This window comes from Micromonospora sp. NPDC005298 (genome assembly GCF_040607375.1).
In the GTDB taxonomy this organism is placed as follows: Bacteria; Actinomycetota; Actinomycetes; order Mycobacteriales; family Micromonosporaceae; genus Micromonospora.
Genome location: NZ_JBEXGP010000002.1, coordinates 388171 through 410506 on the forward strand (window position 1 = coordinate 388171; position 22336 = coordinate 410506).

Annotated in this window: 19 protein-coding genes; 10 read left to right on the top strand and 9 right to left on the bottom strand. The window is 73.0% G+C overall.

The features are described from left to right. Positions 1-4 precede the first annotated feature (4 nt). Together ABZS77_RS06475 and ABZS77_RS06480 are read right to left on the bottom strand one after the other, a co-directional pair. Positions 5-1291 carry a nicotinate phosphoribosyltransferase gene (locus tag ABZS77_RS06475; RefSeq protein WP_354818195.1) on the bottom strand — a complete coding sequence of 429 codons (1287 nt, stop codon included), beginning with the start codon at positions 1289-1291 and terminating at the stop codon, positions 5-7. Between the two features lie 16 nt (positions 1292-1307). After that, on the bottom strand, positions 1308-3986 hold the full coding sequence (locus tag ABZS77_RS06480) for a LuxR C-terminal-related transcriptional regulator (RefSeq protein ID WP_354818198.1): 2679 nt from the start codon (positions 3984-3986) through the stop codon (positions 1308-1310). Between the two features lie 197 nt (positions 3987-4183). On the opposite strand from ABZS77_RS06480, the gene ABZS77_RS06485 reads away from it, so the two are divergent. From ABZS77_RS06485 to rdgB, 9 genes are all read left to right on the top strand, one after another. Next, positions 4184-5719, top strand: a complete 1536-nt coding sequence (locus ABZS77_RS06485; RefSeq protein WP_354818201.1) for a hypothetical protein — start codon at positions 4184-4186, stop codon at positions 5717-5719. 148 nt (positions 5720-5867) lie between these two features. After that, positions 5868-6158 carry an ATP-dependent Clp protease adapter ClpS gene (clpS, locus tag ABZS77_RS06490; RefSeq protein ID WP_139583456.1) on the top strand — a complete coding sequence of 97 codons (291 nt, stop codon included), beginning with the start codon at positions 5868-5870 and terminating at the stop codon, positions 6156-6158. A gap of 2 nt (positions 6159-6160) precedes the next feature. Beyond that, complete coding sequence (locus ABZS77_RS06495) at positions 6161-6655, top strand: DUF2017 domain-containing protein (protein ID WP_354819555.1); 495 nt, start codon at positions 6161-6163, stop codon at positions 6653-6655. A 52-nt stretch (positions 6656-6707) separates the two neighbouring features. Continuing rightward, a complete protein-coding gene (locus ABZS77_RS06500) occupies positions 6708-7196 on the top strand; it encodes a M67 family metallopeptidase (RefSeq protein WP_354818204.1) in 489 nt (162 codons plus the stop codon). A gap of 67 nt (positions 7197-7263) precedes the next feature. Beyond that, complete coding sequence (locus ABZS77_RS06505) at positions 7264-7593, top strand: MoaD/ThiS family protein (RefSeq protein ID WP_354818207.1); 330 nt, start codon at positions 7264-7266, stop codon at positions 7591-7593. 11 nt (positions 7594-7604) lie between these two features. Then, positions 7605-8570: a cysteine synthase gene (locus ABZS77_RS06510; protein WP_354818210.1), complete on the top strand. Its 966-nt coding sequence runs from the start codon at positions 7605-7607 to the stop codon at positions 8568-8570. A gap of 226 nt (positions 8571-8796) precedes the next feature. Then, the gene (locus ABZS77_RS06515; RefSeq protein WP_354818213.1) at positions 8797-9540 is read left to right on the top strand and encodes an MBL fold metallo-hydrolase; all 744 of its coding nucleotides are present in this window, start codon (positions 8797-8799) and stop codon (positions 9538-9540) included. Positions 9541-9662: 122 nt separating this feature from the next. Then, positions 9663-10388: a ribonuclease PH gene (gene rph / locus ABZS77_RS06520; RefSeq protein WP_354818216.1), complete on the top strand. Its 726-nt coding sequence runs from the start codon at positions 9663-9665 to the stop codon at positions 10386-10388. After that, entirely contained in the window at positions 10385-10999 is a 615-nt protein-coding gene (gene rdgB / locus ABZS77_RS06525) for an RdgB/HAM1 family non-canonical purine NTP pyrophosphatase (RefSeq protein WP_354818219.1), read from the top strand. The genes rph and rdgB overlap by 4 nt, the downstream gene beginning before the upstream one ends. Positions 11000-11061: 62 nt before the next feature. Here the strand turns inward: rdgB and hutH are convergent, their stop codons facing one another. Genes hutH through ABZS77_RS06555 form a run of 6 tightly spaced genes read right to left on the bottom strand, consistent with a single transcriptional unit; the run spans position 11062 to position 18831 of the window. Beyond that, positions 11062-12600 carry a histidine ammonia-lyase gene (hutH, locus tag ABZS77_RS06530; RefSeq protein WP_354818222.1) on the bottom strand — a complete coding sequence of 513 codons (1539 nt, stop codon included), beginning with the start codon at positions 12598-12600 and terminating at the stop codon, positions 11062-11064. Beyond that, the gene (gene hutI / locus ABZS77_RS06535) at positions 12597-13766 is read right to left on the bottom strand and encodes an imidazolonepropionase (RefSeq protein ID WP_354818225.1); all 1170 of its coding nucleotides are present in this window, start codon (positions 13764-13766) and stop codon (positions 12597-12599) included. The genes hutH and hutI overlap by 4 nt, the downstream gene beginning before the upstream one ends. Continuing rightward, entirely contained in the window at positions 13763-15130 is a 1368-nt protein-coding gene (locus tag ABZS77_RS06540; protein WP_354818227.1) for a formimidoylglutamate deiminase, read from the bottom strand. The genes hutI and ABZS77_RS06540 overlap by 4 nt, the downstream gene beginning before the upstream one ends. Further along, a complete protein-coding gene (locus tag ABZS77_RS06545; RefSeq protein ID WP_354818230.1) occupies positions 15121-16323 on the bottom strand; it encodes an allantoate amidohydrolase in 1203 nt (400 codons plus the stop codon). The genes ABZS77_RS06540 and ABZS77_RS06545 overlap by 10 nt, the downstream gene beginning before the upstream one ends. Then, complete coding sequence (hutU, locus tag ABZS77_RS06550) at positions 16320-17975, bottom strand: urocanate hydratase (protein ID WP_354818233.1); 1656 nt, start codon at positions 17973-17975, stop codon at positions 16320-16322. The genes ABZS77_RS06545 and hutU overlap by 4 nt, the downstream gene beginning before the upstream one ends. Positions 17976-17991: 16 nt before the next feature. After that, positions 17992-18831 carry a MurR/RpiR family transcriptional regulator gene (locus ABZS77_RS06555; protein ID WP_354818236.1) on the bottom strand — a complete coding sequence of 280 codons (840 nt, stop codon included), beginning with the start codon at positions 18829-18831 and terminating at the stop codon, positions 17992-17994. Positions 18832-18965: 134 nt separating this feature from the next. On the opposite strand from ABZS77_RS06555, the gene ABZS77_RS06560 reads away from it, so the two are divergent. Further along, complete coding sequence (locus tag ABZS77_RS06560) at positions 18966-20261, top strand: hypothetical protein (protein ID WP_354818239.1); 1296 nt, start codon at positions 18966-18968, stop codon at positions 20259-20261. A 9-nt stretch (positions 20262-20270) separates the two neighbouring features. Here the strand turns inward: ABZS77_RS06560 and ABZS77_RS06565 are convergent, their stop codons facing one another. Then, a complete protein-coding gene (locus ABZS77_RS06565) occupies positions 20271-22304 on the bottom strand; it encodes a hypothetical protein (RefSeq protein WP_354818242.1) in 2034 nt (677 codons plus the stop codon). Positions 22305-22336: the final 32 nt, after the last annotated feature.

Sequence of the window (22336 nt, forward strand, 5' to 3'; positions counted from 1 at the left end):
CGGGTCAGCTGGCGGGTACGACGGTGACCGGTACGGCCGGGTCGCCGGCGGAGAGCTTCAGCCCCTCCCACGGGATGGAGATCAGGCATTCGCGCAGGTGCTCCCGGGACTGATCGAGGGTGGGCAGCGCCACCTGCTCGCCGTCGACCACGAACGAGCGCTGGAGCAGCCGGTCGTTGGGCTGCCGGTCCGGTACGCCCTGCGGGACGATGATCTCGTCGGTGGCGGTGCCGGTCGGCTTGTGCCGGCGTACGGCCACCTTCCGGCCACCGATGGTCGCCTTGTGCTCGGACCGCTTCACCACCGGCCGGCCCTCGACCTCCACGAGCTTGTAGACCAGCCCGGCCGTCGGTGCCCCGGAGCCGGTGACGACGGCCGTGCCCGCGCCGTACATGTCCACCGGTTCGGCGGCCAGCGCGGCGATCGAGTACTCGTCGAGGTCGCCCGAGACGATGATCTTGGTCTCGGTGGCGCCCAGCGAGTCCAGCAACTCCCGTGACTGCTGGGCGATGACCGCCAGGTCACCCGAGTCGATGCGGACCGCCCGCAGCTCCGGCCCGGCCACCGCGATCGCGTTGCGGATGCCCTGGCTGATGTCGTACGTGTCGACGAGCAGCGTGGTGTCCTTGCCCAGCGTGGCCACCTGCGACGCGAACGCGGCCCGCTCGTCGTCGTGCAGCAGCGTGAACGCGTGCGCGGCCGTACCCGCCGTGGGGATGCCGTAGCGCGCGCCCGCCGCCAGGTTGGAGGTGAACCGGAACCCGGCCAGGTACGCGGCCCGCGCCGCGGCCACCGCGGCCTCCTCGTGGGCCCGACGCGACCCCATCTCGATCAGCGCCCGACCCCGCGCCGCGGTCACCATCCGGGCTGCCGCGGCGGCCACGGCGCTGTCGTGGTTGAGCACCGAGAGCGCCAGCGTCTCCAGCACCACACACTCGGCGAAGCCGCCGGAGACGGTCAGGATCGGCGAGCCGGGGAAGAACAGCTCACCCTCGGCGTACCCGTCGATGTCGCCGGTGAAGCGGTAGTCGGCCAGCCAGGCCGCCGCCGCGTCGTCGACCACACCGGTCCGGCGCAGGAAGTCGATCTCCGCCTCGTCGAAGCGGAAGTCGCGGATCAGCTCGATCAGCCGGGCCGTGCCGGCGACCACGCCGTAGCGGCGGCCGGACGGCAGTCGACGGGTGAAGACCTCGAAGACGCAACGGCGGTCGGCGGTGCCGTCCTTCAGTGCCGCGCTGACCATGGTCAGCTCGTAGTGGTCGGTCAGCAGCGCGGGGCGGAGGGTGCTCACCGCCCCAGCCTAAGGTTCAGCCGTCGTCGCCGCCCTCGTGGCCCGGGATCGAGCGCAGCGCCGCCCACAGCTCGGCCCGGCCGGTCACGCCGAGCTTGGTGTAGATCCGCTGGAGGTGGTTCTCCACCGTGCGCGCCGAGAGGTAGAGCCGTTCGGCGATGGCCCGGCTGGGCGCGCCGTGCGCGGCGAGGCGGGCCACCTGCCACTCCCGGTCGGTGAGCACCGGCACCCCGGCGTTCAGCGCCGGCGTACGGATCAGGTCACACCGGCCGAGCAGGCCCGCCAGCCGCTCCCGGGCGTCGTTGGCCGCGGCCGGCTGCTGCCGGCGCAGCCGCTGCACGGCCTGGGCGGTGGCCTCGGCGGCGAACACGGTCAGCTCCAGCGCGGCGTAGTCGTCGGCGACCGCGAGCAGGTCGGTGGTCGAGTCGGTCGCGGCGGCGCGGGCATGCCGGGCCAGCAGCGGCGGCAGCGCCCCGTCGACCCGCTCGGAGAGTTCGGCGAGGCGTTGCGCGACGGTACGCCGGCCGCCGTCCGAGCAGGTGGGACCGACCGCCATCGACGCCTGGTCCAGCCGTACCAGGTCGTGCAGGACGTGCACCTCGTGCCCGGCGAAGTCGTCCGCGCGCAGCCGGTCCACCAGGTCGCCGAGGTGTTTGACGGCGCCCGGCAGGTCGCCCGAGGCGGCCAGCGTCGCGCCACGGGCCTGCTCCAGCCACGGGTAGAGCACCGCCATGCCCGGCGCGTGGGTACGGTCCGCCTCGGCCATCGCGGCGGCGGCCTGCGTCGCGTCGCCGCGCAGCGCCGCCGACTGGGCCCGTTCGGCCTGGGCCAGCCCGGCGTAGACGCGGCTGGTGGCCAGCACCGCGCAGGCGCCGAGCGACGTGCGCATCGCCGCGTCGCTCTGCCCGCGCAGGCGTGCCGCGTACGCCTGGAGGATGGCCAGGTAGCCGGTGCCGAGCCGGAAGTCACCGGCGCCCGCGAGGTCGGCGAACTCGTCGGCCACGATCGCGTCGATCCCGGCCAGGTCGCCGGTGAGCATGAGCCGGGTGCCCCGGGCCAGCTCCAGCGCCAGTTGCAGGTACGGCATGTCGGTGCGCCAACTGGCCGCCGCGGAGTGCACCTGGGCGATCGCCGCGCCGCTGCGGGTCAGGTCGCCCTGCGCGGCCTGGACGTACGCGATCGTGGAGCGGGCCAGCTCGCGGGCGGCGACGCCGGCCGCCGGCCGGTCCAGGACGCGTTGGCTCAGCCGTACGGCGGCGGTCGTGTCCAGCCGGTGCAGGCGCATGATCGCCTCGAAGGCGTGCACCCGGGTGCGGTCGGCGGAGTCGCTGATCCGCGCCGCCCGGCTCGCGATCTCCTCCACGGTGGACTCCTGGCTCAGCCCCCAGTAGCTGACCATCCCGCGGACCGTCAGCCAACGGCAGAGCCGCCGCTCGTCGCCGGGTTCGGGAGTGACCGCGTCGAGGACGTCGATGGCCTCGTTCGGCCGGTCGGCGAACATCAGGATGGTGGCCAGCAGTTCGGCGGCGTCCGAACCGCCGTCGGCGTCCAGCGCGGCGCGGGCCAGCCGGGTCGCCAGCGGTACGTCGTAGCGGGTGAACGCCTGCACCGCGGCGTCCACCAGCAGGGCCGGGTCCTGTGCGGTGCCGGAGTCGAGGCGCCAGACCGCCACCCGCAGGAGGTCGTCGCGGCGGCGCTTGCCGACCTGCTCCAGCAGCTCGGCGAGGCGGGCCTGGAGCCGCCGGGTCCGGCTGACCGGGCAGCGGCGGCGCAGCACCTCGCCGTAGAGCGGGTGGGCCAGCCGGACGTTGGTCCGCCGGTCGTGCTGCACCACGGTGATCAGTCCGCGTTCCTCGGCCATCTCCACGTCCGCCTGGTCGGCGACCTGGTTGAGCAGGTGCAGGCCGAGGGGTTCACCGAAGGCGACCAGCTCGCCGACCGCGCGCACGCCGTCGGTGAGCTGCCCGACCCGGGTGTCGATCAGGTCGGTCAGGTTGGGTGCCAGCTCCAGTCGTCCGGTCCACTTCCAGATCCCGTAGGTGCGCTTGAGCTCCTCGCTGCCGGTGGCGGCGTGCACCAGTTCGCGCAGCAGCAGCGGGTTGCCCGAGGAGAGTCGGCCGAGCCGGTCGGCGGAGCCGGCGTCGACCGGGCCGCCCAGGATCTCCGCGAGCAGCCCGGCGGTCTCCGCCGGTGGCATCGGCGTCAGCTCGACGTGTTCGACCAGGTCGTCGGTCCACAGTGCGCGGATCGGCAGGGGGATCTGCTCGCCGTCGCGCAGGGTGCCGACCACTGTGGCGTTGTCCGTACGCGCGACCAGGTGCACCAGGGCCGCGGACGGCGGATCGAGCAGGTGCGCGTCGTCGATGGCCAGCACGATCCGGCGGCCGGCGGCCTGTTGTTGCAGCACGTCCAGCGCCCAGCGGAGGATGCCGGCGGGGGAGAGGCCCTGTGGCTGCTCGGCGGGCAGGACCTGCACCAGCCCGCCGAACGGCAACGCCGCGGTGGTGGCGCTCGCCGCGATGGACCAGATGGCGTACCTGTCGCTGGGCAGTGTGGCGACGCCCTCGCGCAGCAGGCGGCTCTTGCCGATGCCGGCGCTGCCGCTGAAGAAGAGCCCTCGGCCGGCTTCGCCGGTCACCGCTGCCAGCAGGCGGTTGAGTTCATCGGTGCGGCCGACGAACTTCCATCGACTCATTTGCGCAGCATATCCATCGAGACCTGTCCGCGCCCGCACCGTCACGCACCGAAGTTGAGTAATCTGGCGATTACCCGTGAGTATCCGAAGTGTTCCGCCCGGTCACCGGGCCGCCCGTACGCTTCCGGCATCCGGCTAGCGTCACCGGAGTTTCCACGCGACCGGTTCCCCGGTCACCTGCCCTGGGAGGTCACCCGATGAAGCAGGGCCCTCTCCCCTCGGTCGACTCGTCCGACGACGTGTCTGGCCATACCGACCTGCCCAGTTGCGGGCCGCTGCCGACCCGCACCGGCGTGACCGGTCCCGCCCCCGAGGAGCCGCTCGGCGTGGTCGCCGTCGGCCCGGCCGGTGCCGAGCGGCGTACCGTGCTCGCCACCCTGCTGGGGCTCGACCCGGTCATGCTCACCGTTCCGGCGGGCAGTTGGCTGGTGGTGCGGCACGCCAAGGTGCCGACCCGGGCCGCGTTCGTCCCCGGCTACCGCCAGCCCTACTCGTACGGAGCGGACCGCGACGCGGCCGGGCCGGCGCTCGCCCGCCCGCCCCGGCGGGTCGAGTTGAGCGTGGCCGAGCCGCTGCTGCGGCACTTCACCCTGATCGACACACCCGACACGGGCACGCTCGGTGTGGCCGGCGGCCGGGTGCTGCTCGACGCGGTGGGCCGGGCCGGCGCGCTGCTCTTCGTGATCGCGGCCGACCAGGCGTTCACCGGGGCGGAGCTGAACCTGCTCGCCGAGATCGCCCAGGCGGCGGTGGAGGTCGCCTTCGCGGTCACCCCGGGCGCGGCGGGCTGGGGCACGCCGGCCGAGCGCGTGACCCCGAGGGTAGGTGCCGGGGCATCGCTGTCGTCGAACGACGTGGACCCGGTCGCGGTGACCGTGGAGGCGCACCGCGCTGCGCTGCTGGCCGCCGTGCCGGCGTTGGCCGGCGCGCGCTGGTTCCCGGTCGACGACGCCGCCTCCGCGGCCGACCTGCGCCGGGCCCTGGTGGGCTGGGCGGCGGGTGAGGGCCTGCAACGCGCCAGCGCCGATCCTCCGGTCTTGCCGGGCCAGCACGAGCGGGTCACCGTCGTCGCCGACCCCGGGGACTGGTCCGAGCAGTTGGATCGGCAGACCCGTTCCTGCTCGCAGCGCATCCGCCAGCATCTCGCCCTGGAGCTGGCCAACATCCACCTGCGGGCCGTCCAGGAGATCGTCTTCGGGGTGGGCTGCCCCGGCCTGCCCGACCTGCTGGACCGGGAGATGGCCGCCCTGTCGTTGCTGGCCACCGCCCAGTGCGACCACGCCGTGCGGGGCATCCTGACCGACGCGGCGACCCGGGTGCTCGGCGCCCCGCCGGCCGAGGGCGTGCGCCGCCGGATCGCCACCGCCGTGCGGTACGGCCTGGCCGACCACCGCAACGGCGGCGACCTGGACCGGGTGCTGTTGATCACGAGTACGGCCGGGGTGGCCAACCTGACCGGCGCGGATGCGATCGACGCCCTCGCCGGCTATCCGACGCCGTCCCGCGACGAGGTGCTGCCGCCGGTGGCGGTGGCGCTCTCCGGCGGGTGCTGGCAGCAGTGGCGTACGCCCGGCAACGAGGACCACAACGCGGCGCGGGCCTGGTCCCAGCGGGCGTTGCGGGAGGTCGAGCTGGGGTTGTCCCGGGAGGTGTCCCGGCGGTTCGAGGTGATCCGCCTCTCGCTGGGCGCGGTGCTCTCCGATGCAGTCGACCACGGCATCCTGCTCGCCTGACGGCGTGGTCGCCCAACCGTCCGGGCTCGCTCCACCCTTCGCGGCCGACGACGTGCGGGGCGGGTCGGGCACGGCCGAAGTGGGCGATCCTCGACGGGCCGGCGTTCCGGTTCCTCGGTTCCGGGAAACCGGTGGCACGATGGGGGGCATGGCGGCTCCACAGGTTGCGCCGGTCGAGACGCCGGACACTGACGAGGTGCCGGCGGCTGACCGGCAATGGGTGACGATCGTGTGGGACGACCCGGTCAATCTGATGACGTACGTGACCTGGGTCTTCCAGAAGCTCTTCGGCTACAGCCGGGAGAGGGCCGAGCAGCTCATGCTGGACGTGCACCACAAGGGCCGGGCCGTGGTCTCCACCGGCGCGCGGGAGCGGATGGAGCACGACGCGTCGCAGCTGCACGCGTACGGGCTGTGGGCGACGGTGGACAAGTCGTGAGCATGTTCCGTCGGCAGGCCGGCTGCTACGTCGCCACCTTCGCGGTCGACGAGGTGCGGGTGCTGCGCAAGGTCGCCTCCGAGGTTGTCGGCCTGCTCACCGATGGCTTCGACCACACCGACCCGGTCGTCGGCCGGCTCTTTCCGGCGGTCTACCCGAAGGACGTGGCGGGTACTGCGGAGTTCCGTCGCTACACCGAGGGTGACCTGAAGACCGCCAAGATTGATCAGGCGGGCGCGATCCTGGCCGCGTTGCCGGACGAGGCCGGTGGCGAGGTGCGGCTGGACGCCGAGGCGGCCGAGGCGTGGCTGCGGGCGTTGAACGACGCGCGGCTGGCGATGGGTGTCCGTCTGGAGATCAAGGACGGCACCGACCTGGGTGAGGAGCTCGACGACGCGGTCACCGAGGACCCGGGTTCGAGCCGGGTGTTCCAGCTGTCGGTCTACGAGTACCTCGGGTATCTACAGGAGTCGCTGCTCAACGCCTTGATCGACTAGGCGTGACCGGCACCACTTCAGCCCCTGTCCGACAGGGGTTAGGCTGGTGCACGTGCTGAGCATCGACCGGTCGATCATCGACGCGATCGTCGCCCACGCGCGCCGGGACCACCCCGACGAGGCGTGCGGCGTCGTCGCCGGTGCCGTCGGCAGCGACACCCCGACCCGGCACATCCCGATGGACAACGCGGCGCGTTCGATGACCTTCTACGAGTTCGACTCGATGGAGCAGCTGCGCGTGTGGCGGGAGATGGACGACCGCGACGAGGAGCCGGTGGTCATCTACCACTCGCACACGGCCACCGAGGCGTACCCGTCACGGACCGACGTCTCCTTCGCCGGCGAGCCGGGCGCGCACTACCTGCTGGTCTCGACCCGTGAGCCCGACTCGGAGGAGATCCGGTCGTTCCGGATCGTCGACGGCGTGGTGACCGAGGAGCCGGTCCAGATCGTGGAGGCCGCCGTCGACCCGCACGCCGTCCAGTCGTACATGTTCGGGCAGAGCCCGGCGACGGTCGACTACGAGTGTTCCGGCCGCTGATCCGTCAGCGTCCGCACCCGTTTTCGTCCCGTCACCGTAGGCACACCCGAGCGAGGAGCACGACATCATGGCCATCGAGGTTCGCATCCCCACCATCCTGCGCAGCTACACCGGCGGCGCCAAGGTCGTCGACGGCGCCGGCGACACCCTGGGCGACCTGCTCGCCGACCTGGACTCCCGGCACGCCGGGCTGCGTGGCCGGCTGGTCACCGAGGCCGGCGCGCTGCACCGCTTCGTCAACGTCTACGTCAACGACGAGGATGTGCGTTTCCTCGGCGCGTTGGACGCCAAGCTCTCCGACGGTGACAGCGTCACCATCCTGCCGGCGGTGGCCGGCGGCGCGTTCGGCTTCGCGGCCGCTGCCGCGATCAGCCAGCACGCCGTCGCTGCTCGCTGAGGACGGCCGCCATGGCGCGGTACGACAGTCTGCTCGACGCGTGCGGGGGCACACCGCTCGTCGGTCTGCCCCGGCTCTCCCCGACGGTGCCCGACGGTGCTCCGCCGGTGCGGCTCTGGGCCAAACTGGAGGACCGGAACCCGACCGGCAGCATCAAGGACCGGGCGGCGCTGTTCATGGTCCGTGCCGCGGAGGAGGCGGGCCGGCTCCGCGCGGGTGACACCATCCTCGAGCCGACCAGCGGCAACACCGGCATCTCGCTGGCCATGGTGGCGAAGCTGCGCGGCTACCGGCTGGTCTGTGTGATGCCGGAGAACGTCTCGACCGAGCGGATCCAGCTGCTCCGCATGTACGGTGCCGAGATCATCTTCTCGCCGGCGGCGGGCGGGTCGAACCAGGCTGTCGCCACCGCCAAGCAGATCTCCGCCGAGCATCCGGACTGGGTGATGCTCTACCAGTACGGCAACGAGGCCAACGCCCGGGCGCACTACGAGACGACCGGTCCGGAGCTGCTGCACGACCTGCCCACCATCACGCACTTCGTGGCCGGGCTGGGCACCACTGGCACCCTGATGGGCACCGGCCGCTACCTGCGGGAGAAGGTCGAGGGCATCCAGGTGGTGGCGGCCGAGCCGCGCTACGGAGAGCTGGTCTACGGGCTGCGCAACATCGACGAGGGGTACGTGCCGGAGCTGTACGACGCCTCGGTGCTCTCCCGGCGGTTCTCGGTGGGCACCCGGGACGCGGTGCTGCGTACCCGCCAGCTCGTCGAGGTGGAGGGCATCTTCGCCGGGTTCTCCACGGGCGCGATCCTGCACGCCGCGCTCGCGGTGGCGCACGAGGCGGTCCGCGACGGTCGTCGGGCCGACGTGGCGTTCGTGGTCTGCGACGGCGGGTGGAAGTACCTCTCCACCGGTGCGTACGGCGGGACGCTGGCCGACGCCGAGGACGCCCTTGAGGGTCAGCTCTGGGCCTGACCGCGATGATCTTCCTGTGCGGGCCGTCGACGCGTGCGTCGGCGGCCCGAACGCTGCCGTGCCCCACCTGTGAGCAGGTGTCACGTTCGTGACAAGTTCCAGCGGATGATTCTTGCCTCCGGGTACCTCAGCGTAGGCTGCGCAGCGTGGCGCACGCGTCGGTTGAGATCATGGCTGGAGCGACGGCCGACACCAATGCTACTGACAGTGACAATGGGACGACCCGATGCGACTGACCGTCCTGGGTTGTGCCGGCAGCTTTCCCGGCCCTGAATCACCCTGCTCGGCCTACCTCGTCGAGGCCGCCGGCTTCCGGCTCCTGGTCGACTTCGGTTCCGGGTCCCTGTCCAGCCTCCAGCGGTACGCGGGCCTGCACGCCCCCGACGCCATCCTGCTGACCCACCTGCACTGCGACCACATCCTCGACGCCGTGACGTACGTGGTGGTCCGCCGCTACGCCCCGGAGGGCCCCTATCCGCCCCTGCCGGTGTACGCCCCGGCGGGCGCTCCGGACCGGCTCAGCGCCGCGTACCACGACGACGGCACGGTGGAGGACGTCTACCAGTTCTATGCACTGGAGCCGGGCACCTTCCCGATCGGTCCGTTCACGGTCACCGTCGACCGGGTCAACCATCCGGTCGAGACGTACGGGGTGCGGCTGGAGCACGACGGCCGGTCGCTGTGCTATTCGTCGGACACCGCGCCCTGCGACGCGCTGTTGCGGCTGGCCCAGAACGTCGACACCTTCCTGTGTGAGGCGAGCTTCCTCGACGGGGTGGACAACCCACCGGATCTGCACCTGACCGGCCGGGAGGCCGGCGAGACGGCGACCAAGGCGGTGGTGGGCCGACTGCTGCTCACCCATCTGGTGGCCGCCTGGGGCAGCGAGGCGCACACGTTGGAGTCGGCCGCCGGCGCGTACACCGGGCCGATCGACGTGGTCCGGCCCGGCGCCAGCTACGACATCTGACCTCGCACGCGCCCGAGGTGGTCGGCGTCGGCTGCGGTCGCCGGCATCTCCGGACGCACGACGCGGACACCTGTCGGGACACCCCGGCGGAGGTGGATCACCGCACCGCATAGGGTGCAGGCATGGCGCGACCTGACGGGCGAGGGCCCTCTCAACTACGACCGGTGACCCTGACGCGGGGCTGGAGCACCCACCCGGAGGGTTCGGTGCTCGTCGAGTTCGGCGGCACCCGGGTGCTCTGCACGGCGAGCGTCACCGAGGGCGTGCCCCGCTGGCGCAAGGGCTCCGGGCTCGGCTGGGTGACGGCCGAGTACGCGATGCTGCCCCGCGCCACCAACACCCGCTCCGATCGGGAGAGCGTCAAGGGTCGCGTCGGTGGTCGGACCCACGAGATCTCCCGCCTGATCGGCCGCAGCCTGCGGGCGTGCATCGACCTCAAGGCGCTCGGGGAGAACTCGGTCGTCCTCGACTGCGACGTGCTCCAGGCCGACGGCGGCACCCGCACCGCCGCGATCACCGGCGCGTACGTCGCGCTGCACGACGCGGTCAGCTGGCTGGCCGCCCGCAAGGCCCTCGCCGGCAAGCCGGAGAAGGTCATGCACCGTTCGGTGGCCGCGGTCAGCGTGGGGATCATCGCCGGTGAGCCGCGCCTCGACCTCTGCTACGAGGAGGACGTCGCCGCCGAGGTGGACATGAACGTGGTGTGCACCGGCGCGGGTGACTTCGTCGAGGTGCAGGGCACCGGTGAGGCCGGCGTCTTCGCCCGGGACCAGCTCGACAGTCTGCTCGACCTGGCCGTGGCCGGGTGCGCCGAATTGGCCGAAGCCCAGCGGAAGGCACTGCTGTGAACAAGGTCCTGTTGGCCACGCGCAACCAGAAGAAGCTTGTGGAACTCCAGCGGATCCTGGACTCCGCGCTCGGCGCGCACCGGGTCGCCCTGATCGGCCTCGACGACGTCGAGGAGTACCCGGAGCTGCCGGAGTCCGGTCTCACCTTCGGCGAGAACGCGCTGATCAAGGCGCGGGAGGGCTGTCGGCGTACGGGCCTGCCGACGGTCGCCGACGACTCCGGTCTCGCGGTGGACGCGCTCAACGGCATGCCGGGGGTGCTCAGCGCCCGCTGGGCGGGCCGGCACGGCGACGACCGCGCCAACCTCGAGCTGGTGCTGGACCAGATCGCCGACCTGCCCGACGACCAGCGGTCCGCCTCGTTCGTCTGCACGGTGGCCCTTGTGCTGCCCGGCGGCAAGGAGCATCTGGTCGACGGGCGGCAGGCCGGGCGTCTGCTGCGGGCCCCGCGCGGTGACGGCGGTTTCGGCTACGACCCGATCTTCCTGGGCGACGGGCAGGACCGGACCAACGCCGAGTTGAGCCCGGCGGAGAAGGACGCGATCAGTCACCGGGGCAAGGCGCTGCGCGAGCTGGCCAAGCTTGTCGCGAAGGTGCTGCCGCCCGCCTGACGTGCGCGAGGTGCTGTCGCCCGCCGCCTGACCCGCGGCGGGCGACAGCGACCGGGCGGAGGTCAGCCCAGCGGGCCGATCTCCCGTTCGATGGCGGCGCGCAGCTGCGGGCCGGCCAGCACCGCACGAGCCGCCTCCATGACGGGGGCGAGGAACACGTCCGGGCCGGGGTCGCCGGCCGCCCCGCCGAGAGCGGCGACGGCGGCCCGGCCGGCCGGCGACGGCACCAGTGGTGCACGAAGCTGAAGACCGCGTACCCCGGCGAGCAGCTCCACCGCGAGCAGGCTGGTCAGGTTGTCCAGGACGGTGCGCAGCTTCTTGGTCGCCGCCCAGCCCATCGACACGTGGTCCTCCTGCATGCCGCTGGTGGGCAGCGAGTCCACCGAGGCGGGGGCGGCCAGACGGCGGTTCTCCGCGACGATCCCGGCCGCCGTGTACTGGGCGATCATCAGCCCGGAGTTGACACCGGCGTCGGGGGAGAGGAACGCGGGCAGTTCCCGGGACCGGGTGACGTCGAGGAGCCGGTCGACCCGCCGCTCGGCGATCGCGCCCACCTCGGCGGCGGCGATGGCGAGGAAGTCGGCGGCGAAGCCGAGCGGCGCGCCGTGGAAGTTACCGGTCGACTCGACCCGGCCGTCGGGCAGCACCACCGGGTTGTCCACGACGGACACCAGCTCCCGCGCCGCGACCGTGCGGACGAAGTCCAGGGTGTCCCGGGCCGCGCCGGCGACCTGGGGGGCACACCGCATCGAGTACGCGTCCTGCACGGCGTGCGCCAGGTCGTCCCGATGCGAGTCCATCACCCGGGAGTCCTGCAACAGGCGGTGGATGTTCGCCGCCGACGTCGCCTGACCGGGGTGCGGGCGGATCGTGTGCAGCTCGGGCAGGAACGGCCGCTCCGAACCGAGCATCGCCTCGATGGCCAGCGCGGCGGTCACGTCCGCCATGGCGAACAGGTGTGCCGCGTCGTGGATGGCCAGCAGCAGCATGCCGAGCATCCCGTCGGTGCCGTTGATCAGCGCCAGCCCCTCCTTGGCGGCCAGCTCGATCGGCTTGAGCCCGGCGGCGGCGAGCACGTCGGCCGCGTCGCGCCGCTCACCGGCCGGGCCGAGGACCCAGCCCTCGCCGAGCAGCACCAGCGCGCAGTGCGCCAGCGGCGCCAGATCACCGGACGCGCCAAGCGAGCCGTGCTCCGGCACCCACGGGGTGATGTCGTGGTTGAGCAGGTCGACGAGCGCCTCGGCGACAAGCGGGCGGACCCCGGAGCGGCCCAGCGCGAGCGACCGTACGCGCAGCAGCATCATGGCCCGGACCACCTCGCGGGGCATGGGCGCACCCACCCCGGCGGCGTGCGAGCGGATCAGCGCGTGTTGCAGTTCGGCCCGCCGCTCCGGGGCGACGAAGGTGTTCGCCAGCGCCCCGAACCCGGTGGACACGCCGTACACGGGTCGCCCGGCGGCCTCGATGCCGTCCACGATCGCGCGGCTGGTCGCCATCGCCTCCCGGGTGGCCGGGTCGAGGACCACCGTGGCGGTGCCGCGGGCCACCGCGAGGACGTCGTCGGCGGAGATCCCGGTGGGCTGGATGGTCACGTTCGTCATTGCGGAACTCCGTTGAGCAGAACCTTGCGGATCAGTGGGACACCGGGCCGGTAGGCCAGGTGCAGGTGGGACGGCGCGTCCAGGACGACGAGGTCGGCCCGCGCGCCGGGGGTGAGCACGCCGACGTCGTCGCGGCGCAGCGCCCGCGCGCCGCCGGCGGTCGCGGCCCGGACCGCCTCCGCCGGGGTCATCCGCATCTCACGGACCGCGAGGGCGATGCAGAAGGGCATCGACGAGGTGTACGACGAACCGGGGTTGCAGTCCGTCGCCAGGGCCACGGTGACACCGGCGTCGAGCAGCCGGCGCGCGTCCGGGTACGGCGAGCGGGTGGAGAACTCGGCCCCGGGCAGCAGGGTGGCGACGGTGGTGGTGTGCGCGTCCGCGAGCGCGTCGACGTCGGCGTCGCTCAGGTGGGTGCAGTGGTCCACGCTCGCCGCGCCCAGTTCGACCCCGAGCTGGACGCCGGGGCCGGGGCCGAGCTGGTTGGCGTGCAGCCGTACGCCCAGTCCGGCGGCCTGCCCGCAGGCGAGGATGGCGCGGGCGTGGTCGACGTCGAAGGCGCCCCGCTCGCAGAACACGTCGATCCACTTCGCGTGCGGCGCGGCGGCGGCCAGCATCGGCCCGCAGACCAGTCCGACGTAGTCGTCCGGGCGGTCGGCGTACTCGGCGGGCACCACGTGCGCCCCGAGGAAGGTGGTCTCGGTGCCGAACTCGGCGGCGATCCGCAGCGAGCGGGCCTCGTCGGCGACGGTCAGCCCGTACCCACTCTTGATTTCCATGGTCGTGGTGCCCTGGCGCAGGGCCTCCCCGCGCAGCCGGAGCACGGTGGCCCGCAGCTCGTCGTCGCTGGCGGCCCGGGTCGCGCCGACAGTGGTGCGGATCCCGCCGCCGGTGTACGGCTGGCCGGCCATCCGGGCGGCGAACTCGGCGGCCCGGTCCCCGGCGAAGACCAGGTGGGCGTGGCTGTCCACGAAACCGGGCAGCACGGCGGCCCCGCCGGCGTCGACCCGCCGGTCGGCGGCCGGCGCGTACGCGGCGGCCCCGACCCAGGCCACCCGGCCGTCCTCGACCAGCACGGCCGCGTCGCGGCGGATGCCCAGCGGGCCCTCGCCGACGCCGTTGGTGACCAGTTCGCCTATGTTGTCGACCAGCAGGCTGCCGCTCATGACGGCGTCACCGCCTCGATCGACGCCGCCAGCTCGGCGGGCACGTCGACGCTCAGGTGCCGGCCCTCGGCCACGACCACCCGACCGTCCACGACGACCTGGTCGACGTCCGCCGCCCCGGCCGCGAAGAACACGCCAACCGGCGGAACTCCGGCGGTGCGGGCGCTGTCCAGCCGTACGGTCACCAGGTCGGCGCGGGCGCCCACGGCGATCCGCCCGGCGTCGGCCCAGCCCAGCGCCGCGTGCCCGGTGGCGGTGGCGGCGGCCAGCAGGTCGACAGGCGCGAAGTGGCCACGGCGGCGGGTGCGCAGCCGCTCGTCCAACTCCACCGCGCGGGCCTCCTCGAACAGGTCGACGACCGCGTGACTGTCGCTGCCCAGGCTCAGCCGGATCCCGGCGTCGGCCATCCGCCGGGCCGGGCCGATACCGTCGGCGAGGTCGCGTTCAGTGGTCGGGCAGAGGCACACCCCGGTCCGGCTGTCCGCGAGCAGCGAGATGTCGGCGCCGGTCGGGTGGGTGGCGTGCACGGCTGTGGTGTCCGGCCCGAGGACGCCGTGGTCGGCGAGCAGGGCGGCGGGGGTACGCCCGTGCACGGCCCGGCACTCGTCGTTCTCGGCGGGCTGCTCGGAGAGGTGCACGTGCAGGGGCGCGTGCCGGTCCCGGGCCCAGTCGGCGACCGTACGGAGCTGGTCGGCGGGGACCGCCCGCACCGAGTGCACGGCCGCGCCGACCCGGGCATGGGCGTCGGTGGGGCGGAACGCCCCGGCCCGCTCGGCCCACCGCGCCGCGTCCCCGTCGCCGAAACGGCGCTGCGGTCCGGCGAGGGGTCGGCCGTCCACCCCCGCGCTCAGGTAGCAGGTGTCCAGCAGCGTGAGCCGGATACCGGCATGTGCGGCGGCCTCGACGAGCGCCGCGCCCATCGCGTTCGGGTCGTCGTACGCGCCGCCGTCGGGCCGGTGGTGCAGGTAGTGGAACTCGCCGACGCAGGTGATCCCGGCCAGCGCCATCTCGGCGTACACCGCGCGGGCCAGGGCGAGGTAGGTGTCCGGGTCCAGCCGGTCCGCGACGGCGTACATCCGGTCCCGCCAGCTGAAGAAGTCGCCCCGGCCACCGTGGGTGCGCCCACGTAGCGCCCGGTGGAAGGCGTGCGAGTGCGCGTCGGCGAGCCCGGGGAGGGTCAGGCCGGGCAGCGGAACGGCGTCGGCGTACACCTCGACCCCGGCCGCTGGCCTGCTCCCCGGAGTCAGCGGCGTCACCGCGCTGATCCGGCCGTCCTCCACCTCGATCAGCACGTCGGGCGTGGGTTCGGCGTGCTGGGGCAGCCAGGCGTACTCGGCGAGCCAGCGGGTCGGTGTCACCGGCATGTCAGCTCCTTGAGCACCCGGGCCAGCGCGCGCACCCCGGCGGCGCAGTCGTCGTCGGTGGCCGACTCGAAGGGGGAGTGCGACACCCCGGTCGGGTTGCGCACGAAGAGCATCGCGGTGGGCAGGTGAGCGGCGAGCACCCCGGCGTCGTGTCCCGCGCCGGTGGGCAGCACCGGGGCGTCGAGCAGCGTGGCCAGCCGCTCGGCCAGCCCACCGTCGAAGGCGACGAGCGGCGTCACCGACTCCTCGGTGACGGTCACCTCCGTACCGTCGCGGCGGGCCCGCTCGGCGAGCTTGCCGCGTACCGCGTCGACCAGCCCGGTCAGTGTCTCCGGGTCGGCGGCGCGGGCGTCCAGCCAGCCGGTCACCTTCGACGGGATGGCGTTCGTGGCGTTGGGTTCCACGGCGACCCGGCCGACGGTGGCGTGCGCGCCGCGCAGCCGGGCCTCCTTGTTGGCGGCCAGCACCGTGAACGCGTAGGTGAGCATCGGATCGCGGCGGTCGGCCATCCGGGTGGTACCCGCGTGGTTGCCCTCGCCGACCACCTCGAAGCGCCAGCGGCCGTGCGGCCAGATCGCGCTCGCCACGCCGACCGGCGCGTCCGCGTCGACGAGCGCGCGGCCCTGCTCGACGTGCAGCTCCACGAAGGCGCCGAACCGGCCCAGCAGGTCCGGCCGGGCGCCCGCCGGCCGGTCGCCCAGCGCCTCGGCGAAGCTCACCCCGGCCGCGTCGCGCAGGCCGGCCGCGCGGTCGGCCGCCAGCGCGCCGGTGAGCAGCCGCGACCCCAGGCAGGGTACGCCGAAACGGGCCCCCTCCTCCTCCACGAACGCGGCCAGCACCAGCGGCCGTCCCGGGGTGACCCCCGCGGCGCGCAGCTCGTCCACGGCCAGGAACGCGCTGACGATGCCGAGCGGCCCGTCGTACGCCCCGCCGTGCGGCACCGAGTCGAAGTGGCTGCCGGTCAGCACCGCGTCGGAGCCCTGCGGGTCACCCCAGTGCGCGAAGAGGTTGCCGTTGCCGTCCTCGGTGACCGGCATGGCACGGCGTTCGGCCTGTGCCCGGAACCAGGCGCGCAGCTCCCGCTCCGGCTTGGTCAGCGCGTACCGCAGGTAGCCGCCGCTGCCGGCGTCCCGCCCGATCGGCGCGATCTCGTCCCACAGCGCCCGGAACCGGCCGGGCAGGTCGTCGCTCACGCGGCGCCCTCGGCCATCGGCACCCGCACGCCGGTGCGCGCGGCGACGTCGCGGGCGATGTCGTAGCCGGCGTCGACGTGCCTGATGACACCCATCGCCGGGTCATTGGTGAGCACCCGCTCGATCTTCTGCCCGGCCAGGGCGGTGCCGTCGGCCACGCACACCTGCCCGGCGTGGATCGACCGTCCGATGCCGACACCACCGCCGTGGTGGATGGAGACCCAGGAGGCTCCGCTCGCCGTGTTGACGAGCGCGTTGAGCAGCGGCCAGTCGGCGATCGCGTCGGAGCCGTCGGCCATCCCCTCGGTCTCCCGGTACGGGCTGGCGACGCTGCCGGTGTCCAGGTGGTCCCGGCCGATGACGACCGGGGCGGAGAGTTCACCGGAGGCGACCATGTCGTTGAACCGCACACCCGCCTTGTCCCGTTCGCCCTGGCCGAGCCAGCAGATCCGCGCCGGCAGGCCCTGGAAGGCGACCCGCTCACCGGCCAGCTTGATCCACCGGGCCAGCGACTCGTTCTCCGGGAACAGGTCGAGGATGGCCCGGTCGGTGGCGGCGATGTCGGCCGGGTCGCCGGAGAGCGCCGCCCACCGGAACGGCCCCCGGCCCTCACAGAACAGCGGCCGGATGTACGCCGGCACGAAACCGGGGAAGTCGAAGGCCCGCTGGTAGCCGCCGAGCTGCGCCTCGCCCCGGATCGAGTTGCCGTAGTCGAACACCTCGGCGCCGGCGTCGAGGAAGCCGACCATCGCCTCCACGTGCTTCGCCATCGACGCGCGGGCCCGGTCGGTGAACTCCGCCGGCTTCGCGGCGGCGTAGTCCCGGGCCTCGGCCAGCTCCACCCCCACCGGCAGGTACGCCAGCGGGTCGTGCGCGCTGGTCTGGTCGGTCACGACGTCGATCTCGACGCCCCGGTTCAGCAGCTCGGGGAAGACCTCGGCGGCGTTGCCGACCACGCCGACGCTCAGTGCCCGGCGCTCCCGCTTCGCGGCGAGGACCCTCGCGACCGCGTCGTCCAGGGAGTCCGCCACCTCGTCCAGGTAGCGGTCGTGCACCCGGCGGTCCAGGCGGGTGCGGTCCACGTCCACGACGAGGCAGACGCCGTCGTTCATGGTGACCGCGAGCGGCTGCGCGCCGCCCATCCCGCCACAGCCGGCGGTCAGCGTCAGCGTGCCCGCGAGGGTGCCCCCGAACCGCTTGGTGGCAACGGCCGCGAACGTCTCGTAGGTGCCCTGGAGGATGCCCTGGGTGCCGATGTAGATCCACGAGCCGGCGGTCATCTGCCCGTACATGGTGAGGCCGAGCTGTTCCAGGCGGCGGAACTCCGGCCAGGTCGCCCAGTCGCCCACCAGGTTGGAGTTGGCCAGCAGCACCCGGGGCGCCCACTCGTGGGTGCGCATGACCCCGACCGGGCGGCCCGACTGCACCAGCATCGTCTCGTCCTCACGCAGGTCGGTGAGCGTACGGACCAACGCGTGGTACGACGGCCAGTCCCGCGCGGCCCTGCCGGTGCCCCCGTAGACGACCAGGTCGTCGGGGCGTTCGGCCACCTCGGGGTCGAGGTTGTTCATCAGCATCCGCAGGGCGGCCTCCTGCGGCCAGCCCCGGGCGGTGAGCTGGCTGCCCCGTGCGGCACGGACGGGCTGGGTCATCTCTGGTCTCCTCCGGTCATCCGAGGAACAACTGTCGGCGGGCCGCGGAGGCTTCGAACGCCTCCAGTCGGCGTTGGGTGTCGGCCGGCGCGGCGTCGCAGATCGCCTGCAACAGCACCATGGCCAGGGTCATCGGGGCGGTGTGCAGGTCGAAGACGAGGTGCGCGCCGACCGCGGCGGGCAGCACCACGTCGGCGTGCTCGGTGGCCGGACTGACCGGCGAGTCGCTGATCGCCACCACGGTCAGCCCGGCGGCGCGGGCCTCGCGCAGCGCGTCGAGCGTCTCCCGGGGATAGCGGGGCAGCACGAAGGCGAGCAGGGCGGACGCCCCGGCCTCGGCGGCCTGTTCCAGGCGGTCGGTGAGCATGCTGCCGCCGTCGTCGAGGACCCGTACGTCCGGGTGGACCTTGGCGGCGAAGTAGGCGAAGTACGCGGCCAGCGGCGCGGCGGCGCGCAGGCCGAGCACCGGCAGCGGACGGCTGGCGGCGAGCAGCCGTCCGGTCTCGGCGATCCGGTCCCGGTCGGAGAGTTGACCGGCCAGCCGGTCCAGGTTGCCCATCTCGGCGCGTACCGCCTGCTGGAGTTCGTTGCCGGCGTCCGCCGGCCGGCCGGCGGCGGCGGTCAGGTCGCGCAGCCGACGGCGCAGCGCCGGGTAGCCGTCGTGGCCGAGCGCGACGGCGAACCGGGTGACCGACGGCTGGCTGACCCCGGCCAGTTCGGCGACCTCGGCCGCCGACAGGTACGCCACGGCCGGTGCGTGCTGCACGAGGCAGTGGGCGATCCGCCGCTGGGTGGGGGTGAGCCGCACTCCGTCGAACAGGTCCAGCACCTGCTCGACCGACGCTCCTTCATTCACAGCGTGACTCTATGCATGAAAACTTTCAGGGGGCAAGGGTTCGCCCGTCTCTCCACCTGTCGCTCCGCCGACCGGCGGGGCGCTGGGATGGCGCCACCTCTGTAGGATCCACGGCGGTTGAGCTAAGGAGTGGCATGCAGCCGGAGAGCCCATACAGGTACACCCACATGTTGGGCGCGTGTCAGGTTGGTAAGGCCTGGGCCGCGGTGGACGGGCAGGGGCAGTTCGCCACCGTGGCCGTGCTGGACGGGGTCGCCGCGTCCGACGAGCGCTGGCGGGTGGCCTTCGGCAACGCGGCGAACGCGCTGGCCCAGGCCGCCGGCGGCCACCGTTACGCGGACGCCGACCTGACCGCATCCCACCCGTGGGTGGCCTACCGGGCCGAGGAGGGGCACGCGCCGCAGCGGCTCTTCCAGAGCCTCGGCATGGACTACCAGCCGGTGTCCGACCTGCCGGTGTCCGCGCCCCCCACGTCGGCGCCACCCACCTCCGCGCCGCCCACCCCACCGGTGTCCGGTGTGCCGCAGCAGGCCACCGGGCCGGCGCAACCCCCGGCGCCCGAGCTGGTGTCCGAGATGCCGCAGCTCCCGTGGGCGGTCCACATGACCCCGGTCTCCGGGCAGCCGGTGTCGGCGTCGCCGCAGCCGGTCTCGGCCGCGCCCGCCTCGCCCGCGCCGCCCCCGCCCACGCCGGTCTCGGCCGCTCCGCAGTCCCCGGCGTACGCCGACAGCCCTGCGCCGGTTCCGTCGTTCGATCCACTCTCGACCTCCGGCGGTCGGCGGATCGCCCCGGTGGCGCGACCGCCACGCAGCAGGACGGGCCTGTGGATCGGCGGCATCGTCCTGGCCGCCGTGCTGGCCGCAGGCGCCGGATTCCTCGGCGGTGGCGCCCTCGGTGACGACACGCCGTCCGCGACCCGGTCCCCGGCCAGCCCGGCCACGCCGCTGTTCGAGAAGACCCAGTACGCCCTGAACAAGGCGAAGTTCGACCCGGATCTGGTGCCGCTCGCCGAGCCGTGGCTGGCCCGGATGGGCGACTGCGCGTCCGACCGCGAGGCCGGTGGCCCGAAGCTGCCCAAGGACGAGAAGCGGCACGTCTTCTGCCGGTACGGCAACGTGTTCGTCCACTTCGCGCTCTTCGAGTCCACGACGACGAAGGACGCGGCGCGCGCCTACCGCGAGCAGCTCGCCTTCCTCGCCGGCACCCTCTCACCGGGGATCAGGCAGGGGGCGCGCACCACAGGGGGCGCCAGCGGGGCCACCGGCAGCTACGTGGAGTACGCAGGCAACCCCGGTGACGGGCGCGTCATGTGCGGCATCTGGTGGGACCGGGACGACCGGCTGGGCGCCGTGTACTTCGAGACGCCGTGCGAGTCCGGCATCGGCGGCAACTGGGACGCGCTGCGCGACCTCTGGCACCGGAACAGCTGAGCGGACGCCCTACCAGAACTCGTAGATGAGGAACGTGGCAGCCGGATAGCGGATCGTGGCCCGCAGCTTCAGGCACGACTCGTTGATCTCGGTGCCCGTCACGAGGTACGTGACGCGGTTCTGCCGGAGGAAGGGGCCGCACGGCTCGGTGTTGACCAGGAAGTGGTCCGCCGCCGTGAGGGTGAAGGTCGTCGTCACCATCACGGCGGGGTTCCGGTCGAACGTGAACCAGACGTGCGCGTAGCGGTTGACGACGTACTCCTGCTGGTCCTGCACGGCGGCGCTGCGCCACAGCTGCGACTGGGGGTACGCGAAGACGCCGGACAGGGACGGGGCGCCGTTCATGGCGGCGAAGTTCTGGACGATGCCCACCTCCGCCGCCCACCTGGCGTCCGGATCCTCGGCGGTGATGGCCCGGATGGTCCGGGACAGGGGTGTCTGGGTCAGGATGGCCGTACCCCGGTAGAGCGGGTGGATGAAGGCCGTCATGGCGACCGAGAACGCCAGCAGGACCGACGCGGCCCAGGTGAAGCGGCGCCGGAGCGTCAGATACACCACCAACGGCACCGGAACGAGCGACAGGACGAAGCCGCCGAGGCCCAGGAAGCCGGGGAAGGCCCGCACCACGTGCAGGCTGAGGAGCGCCTGGACGAGCAGCAGCGCCAGTGTGTAGCCGATGACGACGGTACGACCCGGCAGCGCCGAACGCTTGTCGCGCAGCAGCCGGACGAACAGTACGAGCCCGATGAAGTTGAGCAGGCCGATGCCGATGAGCAGCCGGGTGTGCGGCACCCGGTCCAGGAACAGCAGCCGGCCCCACGCGTCCAGGTGGGACACGTACAGCCACGCGAGCGCCCCGAGGAACGCGAGGTTGACCAGCAGCAGCGGCCAGTCGACGACACGCCTGCTCCGGTGTGACCGGTACAGCAGGTAGAGACACGGCACGGCCAGGTACGGCAGGACGAGCAGGAAGTTGGAGTTCTCGCTCTGGTTGGTCAGGCCCTTGTCCGGGATGGTGTACTGCGCCGCCGAGCGGCTCGACTCCAGGCCCAGGCTTGTGTGTCCGGAGAACAGGTGGGCCAGGTCGAAGCCGCCGCTGCGGGTGAGCCGCTGACCCGGGTAGGCGGTGTTCAGGACGGCGTTGATGGCGTCCAGCCGGGTGGTGACGAACAGGGCGACCAGGATGCCCGCGACCACGATCGACGCGGCGACGAGGCCCAGGTGACGCAGCAGGGGGTCCCGTCGGGCGGTGTACCGCTCGACGAGGTGCCCCACGCAGAACGCCGTCAGCGCCAGGGCGCAGGGAATCTGGAAGGGCGGATAGAGGACGAGCGCGAAACAGGTGAGCAGGTACGCCAGCAGCGCCGCCCAGGCGACGGTGGCGAGCATCCGGGTCGACCGCAGCACGAGGACGAAGACCGTCGCGATGAACAGCGCGTAGTACAGCGGGCCGACGGTGATGTACTGGTACCACCACTGCACGAACGGGCTGAAGAAGAGCGTCAACGACAGCCCGGCGGCGAGCCAGCGCTGGTCCGGTATCAGCACCAGCACGAAGAAGTAGCCACTCAGGATGAGCAGCACCGCCATGAGCCACCACTTGAACGCGAACGCGTGGTCGAGCGGGAGCACCAGGAACGCCAGGTTGTGTGGCCGGAACGCGGCCGACCAGTCCTTGTACGGCACGTCCAGGACCAGGGAGACGTCCGCGCCCTGCCCCATGTTGGGGTTGATCCGGGGATATCCGGCGGCGTCCTGCGCGATGGTCAGCTGGGTGTTGACGATCCACTCGTCCGACCGGATCGGCTGCGGCTCGTTGGCCAGCAGGTTCGCGTCGTGCTGCGACCCGTAGAGCATCGACTGGTAGACGCCTATCGACGAGCCGCTGATCTGGAGCACGGTCAGCACCGTCAGCAGGACGGTGAGCAGGGCCGGGAAGAGCCAGATGCCGCGCAGGAAGGAGCGGCCGAGCCGCGCGACCCGGTCGCGGACGTCCGGTGGCGTCGCCCGGGGGAGCGGACCGTCGGCGGTGGTCACTGCCATCGGAGCCCCTCTCGTCATCGCGGGTCAGAGTC